The sequence below is a fragment of the Streptomyces sp. rh34 genome (assembly GCF_002551245.1).
GTDB lineage: Bacteria > Actinomycetota > Actinomycetes > Streptomycetales > Streptomycetaceae > Streptomyces.
In genome coordinates, this window is the sequence record NZ_NTGZ01000040.1 from 20,039 (window position 1) to 39,225 (window position 19,187).

General features: G+C 72.3%; 12 protein-coding genes and 1 pseudogene. 10 read left to right on the forward strand and 3 right to left on the reverse strand.

Translation table 11 applies throughout. From position 1 onward, the window contains the following. Nucleotides 1-20 precede the first annotated feature (20 nt). From CR470_RS10850 to CR470_RS10855, 3 genes are all read left to right on the forward strand, one after another. Nucleotides 21-725 carry a hypothetical protein gene (locus CR470_RS10850; protein WP_257138561.1) on the forward strand — a complete coding sequence of 235 codons (705 nt, stop codon included), beginning with the start codon at nucleotides 21-23 and terminating at the stop codon, nucleotides 723-725. Nucleotides 726-943: 218 nt separating this feature from the next. Further along, entirely contained in the window at nucleotides 944-1,126 is a 183-nt protein-coding gene (locus CR470_RS39095; RefSeq protein WP_143663796.1) for a hypothetical protein, read from the forward strand. Nucleotides 1,127-1,221: 95 nt separating this feature from the next. Further along, complete coding sequence (locus CR470_RS10855; RefSeq protein ID WP_097867382.1) at nucleotides 1,222-4,365, forward strand: helix-turn-helix transcriptional regulator; 3,144 nt, start codon at nucleotides 1,222-1,224, stop codon at nucleotides 4,363-4,365. 3 nt (nucleotides 4,366-4,368) lie between these two features. Here the strand turns inward: CR470_RS10855 and CR470_RS10860 are convergent, their stop codons facing one another. The 3 genes from CR470_RS10860 to CR470_RS10870 all read right to left on the reverse strand — a co-directional run bounded on the left by CR470_RS10860 (nucleotide 4,369) and on the right by CR470_RS10870 (nucleotide 7,105). Then, nucleotides 4,369-4,689, reverse strand: a complete 321-nt coding sequence (locus tag CR470_RS10860) for a DUF6191 domain-containing protein (protein ID WP_097867374.1) — start codon at nucleotides 4,687-4,689, stop codon at nucleotides 4,369-4,371. 38 nt (nucleotides 4,690-4,727) lie between these two features. Then, nucleotides 4,728-5,939 (reverse strand): PQQ-dependent sugar dehydrogenase, encoded by a 1,212-nt coding sequence (locus tag CR470_RS10865; protein WP_097867375.1) that lies wholly within the window; start codon nucleotides 5,937-5,939, stop codon nucleotides 4,728-4,730. A gap of 209 nt (nucleotides 5,940-6,148) precedes the next feature. Further along, nucleotides 6,149-7,105 (reverse strand): aldo/keto reductase, encoded by a 957-nt coding sequence (locus tag CR470_RS10870; RefSeq protein WP_179892208.1) that lies wholly within the window; start codon nucleotides 7,103-7,105, stop codon nucleotides 6,149-6,151. Nucleotides 7,106-7,427: 322 nt separating this feature from the next. On the opposite strand from CR470_RS10870, the gene CR470_RS10875 reads away from it, so the two are divergent. The 7 genes and pseudogenes from CR470_RS10875 to CR470_RS10905 all read left to right on the forward strand — a co-directional run. Next, on the forward strand, nucleotides 7,428-8,375 hold the full coding sequence (locus tag CR470_RS10875) for a 2-hydroxyacid dehydrogenase (RefSeq protein WP_097867376.1): 948 nt from the start codon (nucleotides 7,428-7,430) through the stop codon (nucleotides 8,373-8,375). Nucleotides 8,376-8,784: 409 nt separating this feature from the next. Beyond that, nucleotides 8,785-11,607: a putative bifunctional diguanylate cyclase/phosphodiesterase gene (locus tag CR470_RS10880; RefSeq protein ID WP_097867377.1), complete on the forward strand. Its 2,823-nt coding sequence runs from the start codon at nucleotides 8,785-8,787 to the stop codon at nucleotides 11,605-11,607. Nucleotides 11,608-11,825: 218 nt separating this feature from the next. After that, entirely contained in the window at nucleotides 11,826-13,682 is a 1,857-nt protein-coding gene (locus tag CR470_RS10885; protein ID WP_097867378.1) for an acetolactate synthase large subunit, read from the forward strand. A 22-nt stretch (nucleotides 13,683-13,704) separates the two neighbouring features. Further along, nucleotides 13,705-14,232 (forward strand): acetolactate synthase small subunit, encoded by a 528-nt coding sequence (ilvN, locus tag CR470_RS10890; protein ID WP_097867379.1) that lies wholly within the window; start codon nucleotides 13,705-13,707, stop codon nucleotides 14,230-14,232. A 116-nt stretch (nucleotides 14,233-14,348) separates the two neighbouring features. After that, complete coding sequence (gene ilvC / locus CR470_RS10895) at nucleotides 14,349-15,350, forward strand: ketol-acid reductoisomerase (RefSeq protein ID WP_097867380.1); 1,002 nt, start codon at nucleotides 14,349-14,351, stop codon at nucleotides 15,348-15,350. Nucleotides 15,351-15,643: 293 nt separating this feature from the next. Beyond that, entirely contained in the window at nucleotides 15,644-17,236 is a 1,593-nt protein-coding gene (gene serA / locus CR470_RS10900) for a phosphoglycerate dehydrogenase (RefSeq protein WP_097867381.1), read from the forward strand. 294 nt (nucleotides 17,237-17,530) lie between these two features. Then, a pseudogene (locus CR470_RS10905) lies at nucleotides 17,531-19,187 on the forward strand (hypothetical protein); the annotation flags it as partial.

Below are 19,187 nucleotides of genomic sequence, written 5' to 3' on the forward strand. Positions count from 1 at the left end.
GGCCGCCTAGCGTGCGGCGCATGAACACCACCCCCTCCAAGACGACGACCCCGTCCACGACCACCCCGCCCGCCGGGACGACCGACCCCGCCGAGGGCACCGCCGACGCCGTCACGGAGGAGGCGACCGCGCAGGACACCCTGGTGAAGGACCCCGCGACGGACTCCCCGGTGAAGGACTCCGACACGGAGGGCGCCCTCGGTACGCCGTCCGACGCCCCCGACTCCGGGACGCCCGCTGACGACCTCGCCGGGCAGTCCGAGGACGATGACGAGGGCGAGGACCTGGAGCCCGACCCCTTCGACGAGGCCCGGCTCGGTGTCGGCGCGGGCGCGGCGGCCGTCGTCTCCACGGCCCTGGGCGTCGTCGCCCTGACCGGCGCGTGGAGCGGCCGGGTCGCCGCCGAGCGCGAGACGCTCATCGGACAGATCCAGACCTCCGGCGGCGGCAGCGCGGCCCAGCAGATCTCCGAGATCTACGGGGACGCCTGGCACACCACCGCCCTGGTCAACGGCGTCTTCGCCGTCCTGGCCCTGCTCGTCGGCGTCTTCGTCCTGGTCCGCCCCGCCTTCGGCGTCCCCTCCGGGCGTCCGCAGCCCACCTGGGTCCGCGCGGTCGCCCTGGCCGGTGTCGCCCTCGGCGTCCTCGGCGTGCTGATCTCCGCGGGCATGTACCTCGACCTCTTCGTCTCCCTTCCCACGGCGGGCACCCCGGCCGGCGGCTGACACCGGGGCACAGCCCCGTACGGCACGGCCTAAGGCCTCCGCCCACCCCTCGGACACCCGAGGCCCGGCCCTAAGGCCCCCACCGCCGCGAAGATGCGGAACTCGCCCGATGCGGCACCCCCTCCTGGCCGACGACAGTGGACCCACAGCGAACACAGGGGCCCGGCCGACCCGGCCCGGCACCCCTCCGGTCCGCTGCCACGACCAGGAACCAGGGGTTGCCCACCATGTACGAGTACGAGCTCTACCGCTCCACCTCCGCCGAGCTGATCCGCCGGGCCGACACCGAGCGGGAGATCGGCCGGGCACGCCTCGCCCGCCGGGCCGCCCGCCGCTCCGGACGCGGTGATCCCGAAGGGAAGGTGGTGGAGGACCGCACCCGCTTCGCTCCCGCCGCCTGACGATGTCCCGGCCGGGGAGCACCACCGCACCGGTCGCCGGTCCCGCCGACGCCCCCGCCGCATCGGGCGCGGCGGGCCCGGACCGTACCGGGAGCATGATCACCGTCCGCGAAAAGGGTGCCGCCGCCTCGTACGCGTATGCGATGCTCGGCGGCGTGGAGACCAGGTCAGTCAGCCCCGTGTTCATCGGGCGCGCCGAGGAGTTCGCCGCGCTCACCGAGGCGCTCGCGCGGGCCGCGTCCGGCGACCCGCAGGCACTGCTGATCGGCGGCGAGGCCGGCGTCGGCAAGACCCGCCTGGTCGAGCGGTTCGTCACGGCGGCCGAACGGCGCGGCGCCGTCGTCGCCGTCGGGTCCTGCGTCGAGATCGGAGCCGACGGACTGCCGTTCGCCCCCTTCCCCACCGCCCTGCGCGCCCTGCGACGGGCCCTGCCCGAGGAGATGGCCGCCGCCTGCGCCGGCCAGGAGGGCGAGCTGGCCCGGCTCCTGCCCGAACTGGGCGAGGTCCGCCGGGACACGACCGACGAGCACAGCATCGCCCGCCTCTTCGAACTCACCGTACGGCTGCTGGAGCGGATCTCCGCCGAACACGTGGTCGTCCTCGTGCTGGAGGACCTGCACTGGGCGGACGCCTCCACCCGGCACCTGCTCGCCTACCTCTTCCGTGCCCTGGGCAGCGGCCGCCTCATGGTCGTCGGCACCTACCGCGCCGACGACATCCACCGCCGCCACCCCCTGCGACCGCTCCTCGCCGAGCTGGACCGGCTGCGCACCGTCACCCGCGTCGAACTCGACCGGTTCAGCCACGACGAGGTCGGCCGCCAGCTCGCCGGCATCCTCGCCGAGACCCCCGAGGCGGCACTCGTCGACGAGATCTTCGACCGCTCCGACGGCAACGCCTTCTTCGTCGAGGAGCTGGCCCGCTCCCTGGAGTGCTGCGGCGACAGCTCCGGCCTGACCGAATCGCTCCGCGACCTCCTGCTCGTCCGCGTGGAGGCGCTCCCCGAGCACGCCCAGCGGATCGCCGGGCTGGTCGCCGAGGGCGGCTCCTTCGTCGAACACGAACTGCTGGCCACCGTCGCCGGACTGGGCGAGGACGACCTCGACGAGGCCCTGCGCGCGGCCGTCGGCGCCAACCTGCTGCAACCGGCGCCCGACAACGACGGCTACCGCTTCCGGCACTCCCTGGTCCGCGAGGCCGTCAGCGACGACCTGCTGCCCGGTGAACGCACCCGCGTCAACCGCCGGTACGCCGAAGCCCTGGAGGCCGACCCCTCCCTCGTCCGGGACGACGAACGCGCCACCCGCCTCGCCAGCTACTGGTACGCCGCCCACGACGCCGCCAAGGCCCTGCCCGCCGTGCTCCGGGCCGCCGTCGAGGCCCGCCGCCGCTACGCCTACTCCGAGCAACTGAGACTGCTGGAACGGGCGATGGAGCTCTGGGACGACGTCCCCGACGCGGTGCTCGCCACGCTGCGCCCCTTCGACTACGCGGAGGTCTACCCGGCCTCCGGCTGCGACCCGGAGAACACACCGCTGCGCTACCTGGACGTGATGGCCGAGGCGACCGTCGCCGCCCACTTCGGCGGTGACCGCAAACGCGCCCTCGCCATCTCCAAGAAGGCGATGCGGGTCCTGGCGTCCGAGGCCGACCCGCTGCGCGAGGCCTGGTTCTGGGTGCAGCGCAGCCGGCTGATGCAGGGGCTCGACAAGGGGGACGGCTGGGAGGAGCTGGCCACCGCGCAGGAACTGGTGCGCGGACTGCCGCCGTCCCCGGTGCAGGCCGACGTCCTGACCAATGTGGCCAGTTGGCGGGCGCTGCACCAGCCGGGCCCGCAGGCGCTCGCCGACAGCGACCGCGCGGTGGAGTACGCCCGGCTCGTCGGCGACGAGTACATCGAGCTGCACGCCCGCCTCACCCGGGGCTGGCTCACCGCGGACGCGGGCGGCGTCGAGGACGGCCTCGCCGAGATGTACGCGGTCCGGGACCGTGCCGAGAAGCTGCACCTGATGAACCTCCTCGGCCGGGTCAGCGTGAACCTGCCCTCCTCGCTCGAAGCGATGGGCCGCTCGCTGGAGGCCGTCGCGGCCGCCGACCACGGCATCGAGATCTGCCACAGCCACGGCCTGGCCGACTCCGGGGCCTGGGTGTACGCCAACCAGGCGCAGTCCCTGTTCTCCCTGGGGCACTGGACCCAGAGCGAGGCCGCCGCCGCGTCCGCCGGGCGCCTCGCCCTGGCCTCCAAGGCGAAGGGGCTCGCCGCCCTGCGTCGTACCGAACTGGCCGTCGCCCGCGGAGACTTCGCCGAGGCGGAGGAGCTGCTCGCCCTGACCCGCAAGCACTTCGGCCAGCGCGATCCGCAGCCCCAGCACCTGATCGCCCCCGTCCGGCACACCATGCTGCTGGCCGCCTCACAGGGCAGGCTCCCCGAGGCGCGGGCCGCGTTCGAGGAACTGGCCCGGCACGGCTTCCCGCCCGGCACCCAGCGCTACGCCCTGCCGCTGCTCCAGACCGCCGCCATGATCGAGGCGGACGCCCGCGGGCTGCCCGCCGCCGAACCGGACCGCCCGGAGCTGCTCGCGCTGATCCGCCGGTGCGTGAAGAGCCTCCCGATGCTCGTCCCCGTGTGGGCGGCCCACGGCGTCCTCATCGACGCGGAGCTGGCCCGCGCCGACGGCACGGACACCCCCGGTCACTGGGCGCGTGCCGCCGAGGCCTTCGGGCCGCTGAGCCGCCCCTACGAACTGGCCCAGATCCACCGCCGCTGGGCGGAGTCCCTGCTCATCGCCCCCGGCGACCGGTCCACCGCCACGACCCTGCTGCACCGCGCCCAGGAGGCCGCGCAGCGGCTCGGCGCGCGCCCGCTCGCCGAGGCGGTCGAACAGCTGGCCGCCCGCGCCCGCATCCCCCTGGACGGCTCCGGCCCGGCACCCGGGCCAGGGACCCACCCGGCCGTCCTGACCGCCGTGCCCGCCGCAGGGAGCCCCGAGGGGCGGTCGGCCGACGAGCAGGACCCCGCCATCGCCGCCGTGGCGTCCTTCGGGCTCACCCCGCGCGAGCAGGACGTGCACCGGCTGGTCGCGGCCGGGCACACCAACCGCAGGATCGCCGAGGAGCTGTTCATCTCGCCGAAGACCGCGAGCGTGCACGTCTCCAACATCCTGGCCAAGCTCGGCGTCTCCAGCCGCGGCGAGGCGGCCGCCCTCGCCCACCGCCTCCGGCTCTACCCGGCCGCGTAGGCCTTACGTCCCGGGCTCCTCGTCCGCACGCCGCTCGGGCCCGCTCACCGGCTTCCCGGGTCTCGGCCGGTCCAGGACGGCGTCCTGCTCGGGCGCGGCCGGGCGCGTGCGGCCGTTCCGGGGCTCGGCGGCGGCGTCCGGGGGCATGCCGGGAGCGGTTTCCGGGGCCGGGGCGCGGACGGTCACCTTCCCCGAGGTCAGGTCTATCGGCCCCCGGTTCGGATCGCCGATGCCGAGATCCACCCGGCTCAGCTCCAGCCGCCTCCGCTCTTCCGAGACGTGCTTGCGCCCCGGGGCGAAGAGCTCCTCGAAGAAATTGAACACCGGCCGTGCTCCCTCCCACATGCCCCGCGGGCGGGCGGCTAGCCAACCTCCACCTGGAGGACCCTGTCGTCCCCGGGCTTCGGCGTGCCCCGTCCGTCCGTGTTGCTGGTGACCAGCCACAGGCGGTCGCTCCCCGCACTCACCACGGTGCGCAGGCGGCCGTGCTTCTCATCCAGGAACGACTGGGGGTCCGCATAAGGTTCCTCCGCCTTCTCGCCGGACAGCGGAATGCGCCAGAGCCGCTCGCCGCGCAGCCCGGCCATCCAGATCGAGCCCTCCGCGTACGCGATCCCGCTGGGGGAGGCCTCGGAGGTCTTCCACTGAGCCACCGGGTCGATGAACCCGTCCTCGCCCTCCCGGCCCTCGACCTCGGGCCAGCCGTAGTTCCCCCCGGGCTCGATCAGGTTCAGCTCGTCCCAGGTGTTCTGGCCGAACTCGGCGGCCCACAGCCGTTTCCGCGCGTCCCAGGCGAGCCCCTGCACGTTGCGGTGCCCGTACGAATACACCACCGAGTCCGCCTCCGGATTGCCGTGCACCGGCTCGCCGTCGGGGGTCATCCGCAGGATCTTGCCCGCCAGCGACTCCTTGTCCTGGGCCAGCCCGGTGTCCCCGGTCTCGCCCGTGCCCGCGTACAGCATCTTGTCCGGGCCGAAGGCGATCCGGCCGCCGTTGTGGATGCTGCCCTTGGGGATGCCGCGCAGGATGGTGTCCGGGGCCCCCAACTGCTGTCCCGCCGGGCGCTTCTCGTCGTAACTCATGCGGACGATCCGGTTGTCGGACGTGGTGGTGAAGTAGGCGTACACCAGCTGGTCCGCGCCGAACGTGGAGGAGACGGCGAGCCCGAGCAGCCCGCCCTCGCCGGCCGGGGAGACCCCGGGCACCGAGCCGAGCAGCGTCCGCTTCCCGTTCTCGCCGTCGATCCGGTGGACCGTGCCCTCGTCGCGCGAGGACACCAGCAGGTCACCGCCCGGCAGCACGGCCAGGCCCCAGGGCGACTTCAGGCCCTCGGTCAGCGTCGAGACCACCTTCGCCGAGCCCTTCGCGGGCGGCAGATCGGCAGACCGGCTCGGCGAGGCCGGGGGAGCGGAGCCCCCGGAAGCGCTCGGGGAACCGGCGGGCCGCCCGGACGAACCCCCGTCCCCGTCGCCGGAACACGCGGCGGACAGCAGCAGGGCGGCCGACGCCAGCAGGGCCACCACCCCCCTGAGCATCGCCGGGGACTGCACAGGTCCGAACAGAGCACCACGCACGGAACCGATCCTTTCGACGGTTGCCTGACTACCTGTTCCTACACCGCGGCCGGCCCAGGAGTTCCCGATGCGCCCATTCTCCCGCCGCACGGCGGACGACGCCCGGCCCCTCGACGCCCGGCCCCGTCGAGCCTCGGTCCCGTCGACCCTCGGTCCCGTGACGCTCGACCCTCGGTCCCGTGACGCTGGACCCTCAGCCCCGTGACGGCTCAGTCCCACGACTCGCGGGCGGCGGGCAGGCCGTCGATCTCCGCCAGGTCCCGGTCGTCCAGGACCACCCGCGCCGCCCCCGCGTTCTCCACCGCCCACTGCTCCCGCTTCGCCCCCGGCACCGGCACCACGTGCGGCCCCTGGCGCAGCACCCACGCCAGCGCCACCTGGGCCACGGTCGCCCCGCGCCGCTCCGCGACCCGCCGCAGCCCGGCCACCACCGGCTGGTTCGCCGCCATCACCTCCGCCGTGAACCGCGGATGCCTGGCCCGCAGATCCTCCGGCTCGAACCCCTGGCCCGGCTTCAGCGTCCCGGTCAGATAGCCGCTGCCCAGCGGCATCGCGGCCAGCAGCCCGACCCCGCGCGCCGCGCACCACGGCAGCAGCTCCGCCAGCGCCTCGCGCGACCACACCGACAGTTCCGCCTCGACGGCGCTGACCGGGAAGACCTGCTGGATCCGCTCCAGCTGCCGGATCGTTCCCTCATGCGGTCCCGCCCCCGACCGGCGCGGGGCCCGCGCTCCCACCGCGCACAGCCCGAGCGAGCGCACCTTGCCCGCGGTGACCAGCTCCGCCAGCGCACCCCAGGTCTCCTCCACCGGCACCTCGGGGTCGGCCCGGTGCAGCTGGTACAGGTCGATCACATCGGTCTGGAGCCGCCGCAGCGAGGCGTCACAGGCCCGCCGGACGTACCCCGGCCGGCCGTTGGCGACGATGTGCTGATCGCCCACCAGCAGCCCGCACTTGGTGGAGACGAACGCCTCCTGGCGGCGGCCCTTCAGCGCCCGCCCCACCAGCAGCTCATTGGTGAACGGGCCGTACATGTCCGCGGTGTCGAGCAGCCGGACGCCCGCGTCCAGCGCCGCGTGCACCGTCCGCACCGAACGGTCGCCGAGCTGCTGCGAGGCGCTGTAACCCCAGCTCATCGGCATGCAGCCCAGCCCGACCGCACCCACGGCGAGCCCCGCCGCCCCGATTGTCCTGCTCTCCAACTCCACGAACCCTTTCCTGGACGAGCCATTCCGCCTTCCCGTCCGCCGCGGTCCGCGGGCGGCTTTTCCGGGAACGGCGCGAGAGCACGGTCCCGGACCCGGACGGTCACGCCCGTCCGATCCACGACGCAGGTCCCTGTCGGGGGAGTTCGGTGAGTGATTGACGGAAGAGTTTGGGCGATGTGACGATACGCCGCTGTCCGGCCCGCACGCACGGATGGCCGCTCGCGGCCGCTCGTGATCGGACCCTGGAGCGCTCGTACATCCGTCGCATAGCCTCCTGACCATGACTGCGACGACTGCCCAAGTGTGGCTGCCCTACCCGGCCGACGAGATCGACGGGCTGCCCGAGGGCCTCAACTACCTCTTCTGGGACGGTGAACCCGACTACCCCGGAGACCCGGCCGACTGCGCCTACTACGTTGTTCCCTACATGAAGGGCCCCGAGGTCGCGGTGCGCCCGCTCGCCTCGATGAGCGCCGTCCAGGTGGTGCAGACGCTCTCCGCGGGCATCGACCACGTGGAGCCGGGCCTGGGCCTGCTTCCCGCCGGCGTACGGCTCTGCAACGCCCAGGGGGTGCACGAGGCGTCCACCGCCGAACTGACGCTCGCCCTGATCCTCGCCTCCCTGCGCGGGCTCCCCGGGTTCGTCCACGGCCAGGACAACGAGGAGTGGCGTGCCGGCTTCTACCCGTCGCTCGCCGACAAGTCCGTCCTCATCGTGGGCTACGGATCCATCGGCTCGGCCATCGAGGACCGGCTCGCCCCCTTCGAGTGCGCGCGGGTGGCGCGCGTCGCGCGCTCCGCACGGACCACCGCACGCGGTCCCGTACACACGCTCGACGACCTGCCCGCCCTGCTGCCCGAAGCCGACGTCGTGGTCCTCTCCACTCCGCTGAACCCGTCCACGCAGGGGCTGGTGGGCGCCGACTTCCTCGCCGCGATGCCCGACGGAGCCCTCCTCGTGAACGTCGCCCGCGGCGGAGTCGTCGACACCAAGGCCCTGTTGTTCGAACTCGAGTCCGGACGACTCAGGGCCGCACTCGATGTGACCGACCCGGAACCCCTGCCCGCGGGCCATCCTCTCTGGCATGCTCCGAATGTCTTGATCACGCCTCATGTGGGCGGCAGCACCTCGGCGTTCGAACCGCGCGCCAAGCGGCTGCTGGCCGCACAGCTCACCCGGTTCGCCGACGGAGAGGCCGTGCGCAACGTGGTGACCACCACCGGCTGACCCCGCCGCAGCGGCCACGCTACGGGGCGGTCCGGATGCACGCAGTGCCGCTCACCTCGTCTTTCGTCACGGAGCGTAGAGAAGCTATGGCTCTGAGTGACGGATCTGGTGTATCGTCCGGTCCGGGGGGCTGCGCCGTGGAAGGGACGGCGCGGGGGGAGCACCGGAACGCGAGGGGGCGACGGGCGATGTGCTGGCCATGGAGAGACGATCCGACGCGGACGAGCGGACGGCCGAGGCCGCCCGCGCCGACGGAGCACAGCGCCCGCCGATGGCCGGATCCCTGCCCCGGACCGGCAGCGTCGAAGCGGCCCCGGCCGGGCCGGATCGAGCGGTGCCCCCGATGCCCCGCGAGGATCCAGGCGCCGGGGGGCACGTTCCCGGCGGGCCCGGTGCGGGGAGCCCTCCGGTGAGCGCGCTGGGGGCCCTGCTCGCCCCGCGGTCCAGCGCCGGCTCCACGGGGATGCGGTCCCGGATCCTGCTCGGCGTCGTCTGCGCGGGATATTCGGTGGGCGCCGCCGTCGGCTGGGGGTCGCCGCACGTGGCCGTCTTCATGGGGGACTTCGGTCTCGCCGCGGCGGCCCTGGTCGCCGCGGTCTCCTGCTTCCTCTACGCACGGGCGGTCGCGAGCCGGCTCCGGCCCGCCTGGATGCTGTTCTCGCTCTCCTCCCTCATGGCGGCCTGCGGAAACGCCGTCTGGGGCTGGTACGAGGTCGTCCTCGGCGTCCCCGTGCCCACGCCCTCCCTCGCCGACGTCTTCTTCCTCTGCTTCGCGCCGCCCGCCATCGTCGGGCTGCTCGTGCTCGCCAAGCGGCCCGTCACCCGGGCCGGCTGGGTGTGCCTGGCCCTGGACGCCTGGCTGATCGGTGGCTCCCTGCTGACGCTCGCCTGGAGCCTCGCCCTCGCGCACACCACGCACCTGGCGGGGGGCCAGGACACCAGCGTCGCGCCCGCGGCCCTCTCGCTGGCCTATCCGCTGCTCGACATCGTGCTCGTCTCGATGGTGCTCGCCCTGCACTTCCGCCGGGCCGGGGTGAACCGCTCCGCGGTGAACACCGCCATCGCCGCCCTGGCGCTCACCGTGCTGAGCGACGCGGTGTTCACCTCGCCGCTGCTGCGCTCCACGTACCACTCGGGTCAGCTCCTGGACGCCGGCTGGTTCGCCGGGTCGCTGCTCCTCGCCTACGCCCCCTGGGGCACCCGGGGCGGGGCCCGGACGTCCGCCCGTCCCGGGCCCCCGCGAGCCGTTGCCAGCCGCCCGATCGCCGGCTCGCTGGCCGCGCTGACCCCGTATCTCGCCGCCGCCGTCTGCACCCTGGGCATCCTGTACAACGTGGTCGACGGCCGTCGGGTGGACCGGGTCGTCATCTTCACCGGCTGTACCGTCGTCCTGGCGCTGGTCGTCCGGCAGGGCATCATGCTCCTCGACAACATCTCCCTCACCCAGGAGCTGGCCCAGAAGGAGAACCACTTCCGCTCCCTGGTGCAGGGTTCCAGCGACGTCATCATGATCGCCGCGCCCAACGGCACCCTGCGCTACGTCAGCCCCGCCGCCGCCGGGGTGTACGGGCGCGAGGCGGAGGGTCTCGTCGGCTCCGAGCTGTCCTCGATCATCCACCCCGAGGATCTCGGCCGGTTCGTCCACGAGGTGCGGCGCTTCCTGGCCGCGCCGCCGCACGAGGAGCCCACCACCCGCATCGAATGCCGCTTCCGCTCGGGCACGGGCGACTGGCTCCACGTCGAGTCCACCGTCAACCGCCACCAGGGCGGCCTCCTGCTCAACAGCCGGGACGTCACCGAACGGGTCAGGCTCCAGGCCCAGTTGCAGCACAACGCCGAGCACGACCCGCTCACCGACCTGCCCAACCGGGCGCTGTTCACCGCCCGGGTCCGCCAGGCGCTCGGCGGCCGCCGCTCGGGCGACCCCGGCACCGCCGTCCTCTTCATCGACCTCGACGGCTTCAAGGCGGTCAACGACACCATCGGCCACCAGGCGGGCGACGAACTGCTCGTCCAGGCCGGCCGCCGCCTCCAGGACTCCGTCCGGGCCGGCGACACCGCCGCCCGGCTCGGCGGCGACGAGTTCGCCGCGCTCATCATCGGCGACGGCACCCGCGACCAGGGCGCCCGGGAGTACCAGGTCCACGAGATCGCCGACCGGCTGCGCCTCACCCTCTCCCAGCCCTACCGGATCGGCCCCAGCGAGGTGCGGGTGGCCGCCTCCATCGGCGTGGCCTTCGCCGAGCCCGCCATCAGCCCCACCGACCTCATGCGCAACGCGGACCTCGCGATGTACCGCGCCAAGGCCGGCGGCAAGGACCGGGTCGAGCTGTACGCCCCGCAGATGCAGGCCGACGTCGTACGCCGCTCCGAGCTGGCCACGCGGCTGCGCACCGCCCTGCGCGAGGGCGAGTTCGCCCTGCTCCACCAGCCCGTCGTCCACCTCGCCAGCGGGTCCATCGCGGCCGTCGCCGCCCAGGCCCGCTGGCGTTCCGCCCAGGGCATCCTGTTCACCCCCGCCGAGTTCCTCCGGGTCTCCGGCGACGACGACCGCGCCGCCGAGCTCGGCCGCTGGCTCCTGGAAGAGGCGGTGGCCCAGGCCGCCGACCGGGCCAGGGCCGGGCATCCGGTCTCCGTCTCCGTCCGGCTCTCCGCCGCCCGGCTGCTGGACGCGGCCTCGCCCCCCGGCTCCATCGAGGCGCTGCTGACCCGCTACGGCCTGCCCTCGGGCGCCCTGATGATCGAGGTCGCCGACAGCGACCCGCGCGTCTCCTTCGACGCCTTGGAGCAGCGCCTCGTGGCCCTGCGCCGACTCGGCGTACGGATCGCGCTCGACGGCTTCGGCAGCGGCTTCGCGGCGATCAACGCGCTGCGCCGGCTTCCCATCGACGTACTCAAGCTCGACCGGAATCTGGTCGAGGGGGTGGTCGAATCGGCCAGGCTGCACAAGATCACCAGTGGCCTCCTGCGGATCGCCTGTGACCTAGGCCTGCAGTCCGTCGCCGACGGGGTCGACGTCCCCGAGCAGGTCCTCGCCCTGCGCGCCATGGGCTGCACCCACGGCCAGGGGATGGCCTTCTCCGGCCCCCTCGACGAGTACCGGCTGCGACGCGCCCTGGTCCGCGGGGAGTTCCCCGTACCGGGCATTCCGAGCCCCCGGCCGGCGATGGCGGGCGGCTCGATTCCCCTGCTCACCGGATCACATGCTGAGACGCCTGTCCCACCCACTTGACACTTCATACGTGCCGGAGAGAGGGTCAATGCCATGCGCACCCGAATTCTCGTACTTGGAAAGCGCGTCGGCTGAAGCAGAGTCACTCCACGACACTCTGCGGACCACACCCGGCGCGCTCCCCTCGCTTGCCTCATGGCACGAGGGGTTTTTTGTTGCACTGGCACCGTTCAAACCGCTGCAAAACACCCGCGTAAACCCTCAGCTTCGAGAAGAGAATGCCGATGACCGAGCAGGCCACCGGGGCCCACCACCCGCAGCCGCGCGCCCGTAACGGCGGACCGTCGTCCGTCACCGTTGAGCACGTCACGGGCGCGCAGTCCCTCATCCGTTCTCTCGAGGAAGTCGGCGCCGACACGGTATTCGGCATTCCCGGCGGCGCGATCCTCCCCGCCTACGACCCGATGATGGACTCCACCCGGGTCCGTCACGTCCTGGTCCGCCACGAGCAGGGCGCCGGCCACGCCGCCACCGGTTACGCGCAGGCCACCGGCAAGGTCGGCGTCTGCATGGCCACCTCGGGCCCCGGCGCCACCAACCTGGTCACGCCGATCGCCGACGCGCACATGGACTCCGTGCCGCTCGTCGCGATCACCGGCCAGGTCGCCTCGAAGGCCATCGGCACCGACGCCTTCCAGGAAGCCGACATCTGCGGCATCACGATGCCGATCACCAAGCACAACTTCCTGGTCACCAAGGCCGAGGACATCCCGCACACCATCGCCGAGGCCTTCCACATCGCCTCCACCGGCCGCCCCGGACCGGTCCTCGTCGACATCGCCAAGGACGCCCTCCAGGCGAAGACCACCTTCAGCTGGCCGCCCACCCAGGACCTGCCCGGCTACCGACCGGTGACCAAACCGCACGCCAAGCAGATCCGCGAGGCCGCGAAGCTGATCACCCAGGCCAGGCGCCCCGTGCTGTACGTCGGCGGCGGCGTCCTGAAGGCCGGGGCCACCGCCGAGCTGAAGGTCCTCGCTGAGCTGACCGGAGCGCCCGTCACCACCACCCTGATGGCGCTCGGCGCCTTCCCCGACAGCCACCCGCTGCACGTGGGAATGCCGGGCATGCACGGTGCGGTCACCGCCGTCACCGCGCTGCAGAAGGCCGACCTGATCGTCGCCCTCGGAGCCCGCTTCGACGACCGCGTCACCGGCAAGCTGGACAGCTTCGCCCCGTACGCCAAGATCGTCCACGCCGACATCGACCCGGCCGAGATCGGCAAGAACCGCACCGCCGACGTCCCCATCGTCGGCGACGCCCGCGAGGTCCTGGCCGACCTGGTCCAGGCGGTCCAGGCCGAGCACACCGAGGGCAACACCGGCGACTACACCGCGTGGTGGAAGGACCTCAACCGCTGGCGCGAGACCTACCCGCTCGGCTACGACCTGCCCGAGGACGGCAGCCTCTCCCCGCAGCAGGTCATCCAGCGCATCGGCAAGCTCGCCCCCGAGGGCACGATCTTCGCGGCGGGCGTCGGCCAGCACCAGATGTGGGCCTCGCACTTCATCGACTACGAGCAGCCCGCCACCTGGCTCAACAGCGGCGGCGCCGGAACGATGGGCTACGCGGTCCCGGCCGCGATGGGCGCGAAGGCCGGCATGCCCGACCGCACGGTCTGGGCCATCGACGGCGACGGCTGCTTCCAGATGACCAACCAGGAACTGACCACCTGCGCGCTCAACAACATCCCGATCAAGGTCGCCGTCATCAACAACGGCGCGCTCGGGATGGTCCGCCAGTGGCAGACCCTCTTCTACAACCAGCGCTACTCCAACACCGTGCTGCACTCCGGCGCGGACACGGACGGCGTCCCGGCCAAGGGCACCCGCGTCCCGGACTTCGTCAAGCTGTCCGAGGCCATGGGCTGCTACGCCATCCGCTGCGAGGATCCGGCCGACCTCGACAAGGTCATCGAAGAGGCCAACTCCATCAACGACCGCCCCGTCGTGGTCGACTTCATCGTCCACGAGGACGCCATGGTCTGGCCGATGGTCGCGGCCGGCACCTCCAACGACGAGGTCCAGGCCGCCCGCGGCGTCCGCCCCGACTTCGGCGACAACGAAGACGACTGAGAGACAGAGAGAGACCGACTCCATGTCCGAAAAGCACACGCTCTCCGTCCTGGTCGAGAACAAGCCCGGTGTCCTCGCCCGGATCACCGCCCTGTTCTCCCGCCGCGGCTTCAACATCGACTCGCTCGCGGTCGGTACCACCGAGCACCCCGACATCTCCCGCATCACCATCGTCGTGAATGTCGAGGGCCTGCCCCTGGAGCAGGTGACCAAGCAGCTCAACAAGCTGGTCAACGTCCTGAAGATCGTCGAACTCGAGCCCGCCGCCGCGATCCAGCGGGAGCTCGTCCTGGTGAAGGTCCGCGCCGACAACGAGACCCGCTCCCAGATCGTCGAGATCGTCCAGCTGTTCCGCGCCAAGACCGTCGACGTCTCCCCGGAAGCCGTCACGATCGAGGCGACCGGAGGGACCGACAAGCTGGAGGCGATGCTCAAGATGCTGGAGCAGTACGGCATCAAGGAGCTCGTCCAGTCCGGCACCATCGCCATAGGGCGCGGCGCGCGCTCGATCACCGACCGGTCCCTGCGCGCCCTCGACCGCTCGGCCTGAGCGGACGGGCCCGGGCGGAGCTTCCCGCGCCGCTCGCATGGCGAGACCCGACAACCCATACGACGCACCCCGCCGTACGGTGGGACGCAACACCTGCACACCAAGGAGAAGACCCAGTGGCCGAGCTGTTCTACGACGACGATGCCGACCTGTCCATCATCCAGGGCCGCAAGGTCGCGGTTCTCGGGTACGGCAGCCAGGGCCACGCCCACGCGCTGTCGCTCCGTGACTCCGGCGTCGACGTCCGCGTCGGTCTGCACGAGGGCTCGAAGTCCAAGGCCAAGGCCGAGGAGCAGGGCCTGCGCGTGGTGACCCCCGCCGAGGCGGCCGCCGAGGCCGACGTCATCATGATCCTCGTCCCGGACCCGATCCAGGCCCAGGTCTACGAGGAGTCCGTCAAGGACAACCTCAAGGACGGCGACGCGCTGTTCTTCGGCCACGGCCTGAACATCCGCTTCGGCTTCATCAAGCCGCCGGCCGGCGTCGACGTCTGCATGGTCGCCCCCAAGGGCCCCGGCCACCTGGTCCGCCGCCAGTACGAGGAGGGCCGCGGCGTTCCCTGCATCGTGGCCGTCGAGCAGGACGCCTCGGGCAAGGGTCTCGCGCTCGCCCTCTCGTACGCCAAGGGCATCGGCGGCACCCGCGCCGGCGTCATCAAGACGACCTTCACCGAGGAGACCGAGACCGACCTGTTCGGTGAGCAGGCCGTTCTCTGCGGTGGCACCGCCGCCCTGGTCAAGGCCGGTTTCGAGACGCTGACCGAGGCCGGTTACCAGCCCGAGATCGCGTACTTCGAGTGCCTGCACGAGCTGAAGCTCATCGTCGACCTCATGTACGAGGGCGGCCTGGAGAAGATGCGCTGGTCCATCTCGGAGACCGCCGAGTGGGGCGACTACGTCACCGGCCCGCGCATCATCACGGCCGACACCAAGGCCGAGATGAAGAAGGTCCTCACCGAGATCCAGGACGGCACCTTCGCCAAGGCCTGGATGGCGGAGTACCACAACGGTCTGCCCAAGTACAACGAGTACAAGAAGGCCGACAGCGACCACCTGCTGGAGACCACGGGCCGCGAGCTGCGCAAGCTCATGAGCTGGGTGAACGACGAAGAGGCCTAGGCCTCGGGGGAGCGGGGCGGGTCCTTCACGGGCCTGCCCCGCGCCGCGGTAAACCGGAGAAGCCGCTCCGTACGGGGGTACCGGAGGGGCAGTTCCGTACGGGTGTACACGACGTCCACCCTCGTGCGGGTGATCCTTCCACCGGGGCGCAGTGCGAGGCGCGTCGCAGGTCTACACTTCTCAACAGATACACGCGTCAGGGCCCACAGTGTCGTGCGTCTTCCACGCGGCTAGCCCCTCCACCGCCTGCGGCCGTCGGGACGGCCGTCCGCACTGGACTTGTGAGGACTCACGTGAGCTCGAAACCTGTCGTACTCATCGCTGAAGAGCTGTCGCCCGCCACGGTCGACGCCCTGGGTCCGGATTTCGAGATCCGGCACTGCAACGGCGCGGACCGCGCCGAGCTTCTCCCCGCGATCGTCGACGCCGACGCCATCCTGGTGCGCTCCGCCACCAAGGTCGACGCCGAGGCCATCGCCGCCGCCAAGAAACTCCGGGTCGTGGCCCGCGCGGGCGTCGGTCTGGACAACGTCGACGTCTCCTCGGCCACCAAGGCCGGCGTGATGGTCGTCAACGCCCCGACCTCCAACATCGTCACCGCGGCCGAGCTGGCCTGCGGTCTGCTGGTGGCCACCGCGCGCAACATCCCGCAGGCCAACACCGCGCTCAAGAACGGTGAGTGGAAGCGCTCCAAGTACACCGGCGTCGAGCTCAGCGAGAAGGTCCTCGGCGTCGTCGGCCTCGGCCGCATCGGCGTCCTGGTGGCCCAGCGCATGTCGGCCTTCGGCATGAAGATCGTCGCCTACGACCCCTACGTCCAGCCGGCCCGCGCCGCGCAGATGGGCGTCAAGCTCCTCAGCCTGGACGAGCTGCTGGAGGTCGCCGACTTCATCACGGTGCACCTGCCCAAGACCCCCGAGACCCTCGGGCTCATCGGTGACGAGGCGCTGCACAAGGTGAAGCCCTCGGTGCGCATCGTCAACGCCGCGCGCGGCGGGATCGTCGACGAGGAGGCCCTGGCCTCCGCGCTCAAGGAGGGCCGCGTCGCGGGCGCCGGCCTCGATGTGTACGCGAAGGAGCCCTGCACGGACTCCCCGCTGTTCCAGTTCGACCAGGTCGTCTGCACCCCGCACCTCGGCGCCTCCACCGACGAGGCGCAGGAGAAGGCGGGCATCGCGGTAGCCAAGTCCGTCCGCCTCGCGCTGGCCGGCGAGCTGGTCCCGGACGCGGTCAACGTCCAGGGCGGCGTCATCGCCGAGGACGTACGCCCCGGCCTGCCGCTCGCCGAGAAGCTCGGCCGGATCTTCACCGCGCTCGCGGGCGAGGTCGCGGCCCGTCTCGACGTCGAGGTGTACGGCGAGATCACCCAGCACGACGTCAAGGTGCTGGAGCTCTCCGCGCTCAAGGGCGTCTTCGAGGACGTCGTCGACGAGACCGTCAGCTACGTCAACGCCCCGCTGTTCGCGCAGGAGCGAGGTGTCGAGGTCCGCCTCACCACCAGCTCCGAGTCGCCCGACCACCGCAACGTGGTCACCGTGCGCGGCACGCTCTCCGACGGCCAGGAGGTCGCGGTCTCCGGCACGCTGGCCGGCCCGAAGAACCTGCAGAAGATCGTCGCCATCGGTGAGCACGACGTGGATCTGGCGCTCGCCGATCACATGGCCGTCCTGCGCTACCAGGACCGTCCCGGTGTGGTGGGCGCGGTCGGCAAGATCCTCGGCGAGGCCGGGCTGAACATCGCGGGCATGCAGGTGTCCCGGGCCGCCGTGGGCGGCGAGGCGCTCGTCGTCCTCACGGTCGACGACACCGTCCCGCAGTCGGTGCTGACCGAGATCGCCCAGGAGATCGGTGCGTCCTCGGCCCGCTCGGTGAACCTCACCGACTGACGCCGACACGTCGCTGAACCTCATCGGCTGAGCAGAAGCACAGCAGCACGGCCCCGCTCCGTACCCGGTAGCAGGCCCGCTCGTCCCGTACGAGCGGTCCCGCCGCCGGGTACGTTGCGTTTCCGGGCGCGGGGCGATGGTGTGTTTCCGGGCGCCGACTGATCAAGCCGCGACTGATCAACCCGCGGGGGTGGGCCCGGGGTTGGGTCCTGGGGCCCACGACGCGAGCGGGTGTCCGACCCTAGGGTGACCGGTTGTCATGTCACTCTTGGGCGCCCGGGGGGCGGATCACGTATGTCTGCTGTCGGTGGCATACCCGTAGCGGGAGGCCCGGCTCCGGCCGTCCCCCACCGGCGTGAACTCCCGGGTCCGCTCGTCCTGGTCCGTGTGCTGCTCCTCGTGCTGTTCGGGGCGACGGTGCTGGGCGCGGTCGGCCTGTCCGGCTCGGCCCTCGCCGCGGACGCGATGGGCGCCGAGGTGCTCGGCATCCTGCTGTACGCCTCCGCGCCCGGGGTGCTCGCGGCGCTGCTGGCCCGGCACGTCAGGACCGGCGGCGCGCGCGTGCGGTGGGGCATCGTCGCCGTCCAGGCATGGCTGATCCTCGGCGGCCTCGCCAACCTCGGGGACGGGTCGCCGGACGGACTGACCCAGCTGGTCCTGCCGATCCTGATCATCGTCCTCATCAGCCGCGCGGGGAGCCGGGCGTGGTTCCGTCTGCCGCCCGGCGAACGGGGGCAGCCGCCGGCGTTCTCGCTCCCGCACATGATCACCTGGAAGCGGGACCGGGGGCAGACCGCCCTGGAGTACCTGGGCCTGGTCCTGATCGTCGTCGCGCTGATCGGGGCCCTGACCGTGGGCGGCCTCGGCGGCCGGATCACCGAGGGCCTCCAGTCGGCGATCTGCTCGCTGACCGGCAACTCCTGCCCGGTCTCCCCGGGCAGCGGCTCCGTCGAGGCGGGCGACCGCCCTGGCGGCGGTACGGACGGCGGAGCGGACGGGGGTACGTCGGGGAGCGCGGACGGGGGGACTGACGGCGGGGCGGACGGCAGTGCGGACGGGGGGACCGACGGCGGGGCCGACGGCGGCTCGACGACCACGGGCGGTGTCACCGGCGGTTCCACGGGCGGCGACGCCACCGGCGGTACGGGAGGGTCCGGCGGCACCGAGGGTTCCGGCGGTACGGCCGGGACCGGCGGGGGCGACAGCTCCGGCTCCACCGCCGGCGCCGGCGGCGGCACGGGAGGCCCCGACGACGCAGGCCGCCCCGGCACCGGCGAGGACACCTTCCCCGAGGACAACGAGGAGCCCGAGGCCGCCCACGACGTACAGGCGTCCGACGACGGTGAGGGCGGGGGAAGCGGCGAGCAGGCAGAGGACCAGGAGGACTGCGGCGGCTGGGGCTTCTTCGGCTGCGCCTGGGACCGTACGACACAGGTCGTCAAGGGCGTCGTGGTCGACGGTATCTGGGGCGACGTCACGGGGATCATCGACCTGTTCAAGCCGGAGACCTGGTCGGGCCTCGCCGACTACGGCGAGCAGCTCGGCGACCAGTGGGTGAAGGACTCCTCGGGCGCGGGCGACAAGTGGGCGGACGGCGACTACCTGGGCGCGGTGCTGGACTGGGGCAAGGCCTCCGTCAACACCGTGGTCACGGTCGGCGACGACGTCTTCGTCGGGGACGAGGTCCGCGAGCGCTGGGAGAACGGCGAGAAGACCCGCGCGGTCACCGATGTGATCTGGAACGTCGGCTCGATCTTCATCCCCGGCTACAACGTCGGGAAGGTCGTCGGCAAGGTCGGCAAGCTCGGTGTGCTGGGCAAGGTCGCCGGAGCGGTGGCGAGCGCCGCGGACGACGCGGGGGCGGCGGCCCGCCGGGCCCGCAAGGCGGCCGAGGCCGGCGACCTCGACGGCGTACGGAAGGCGGCGAAGGCTGTCTCTTATACACATCTCT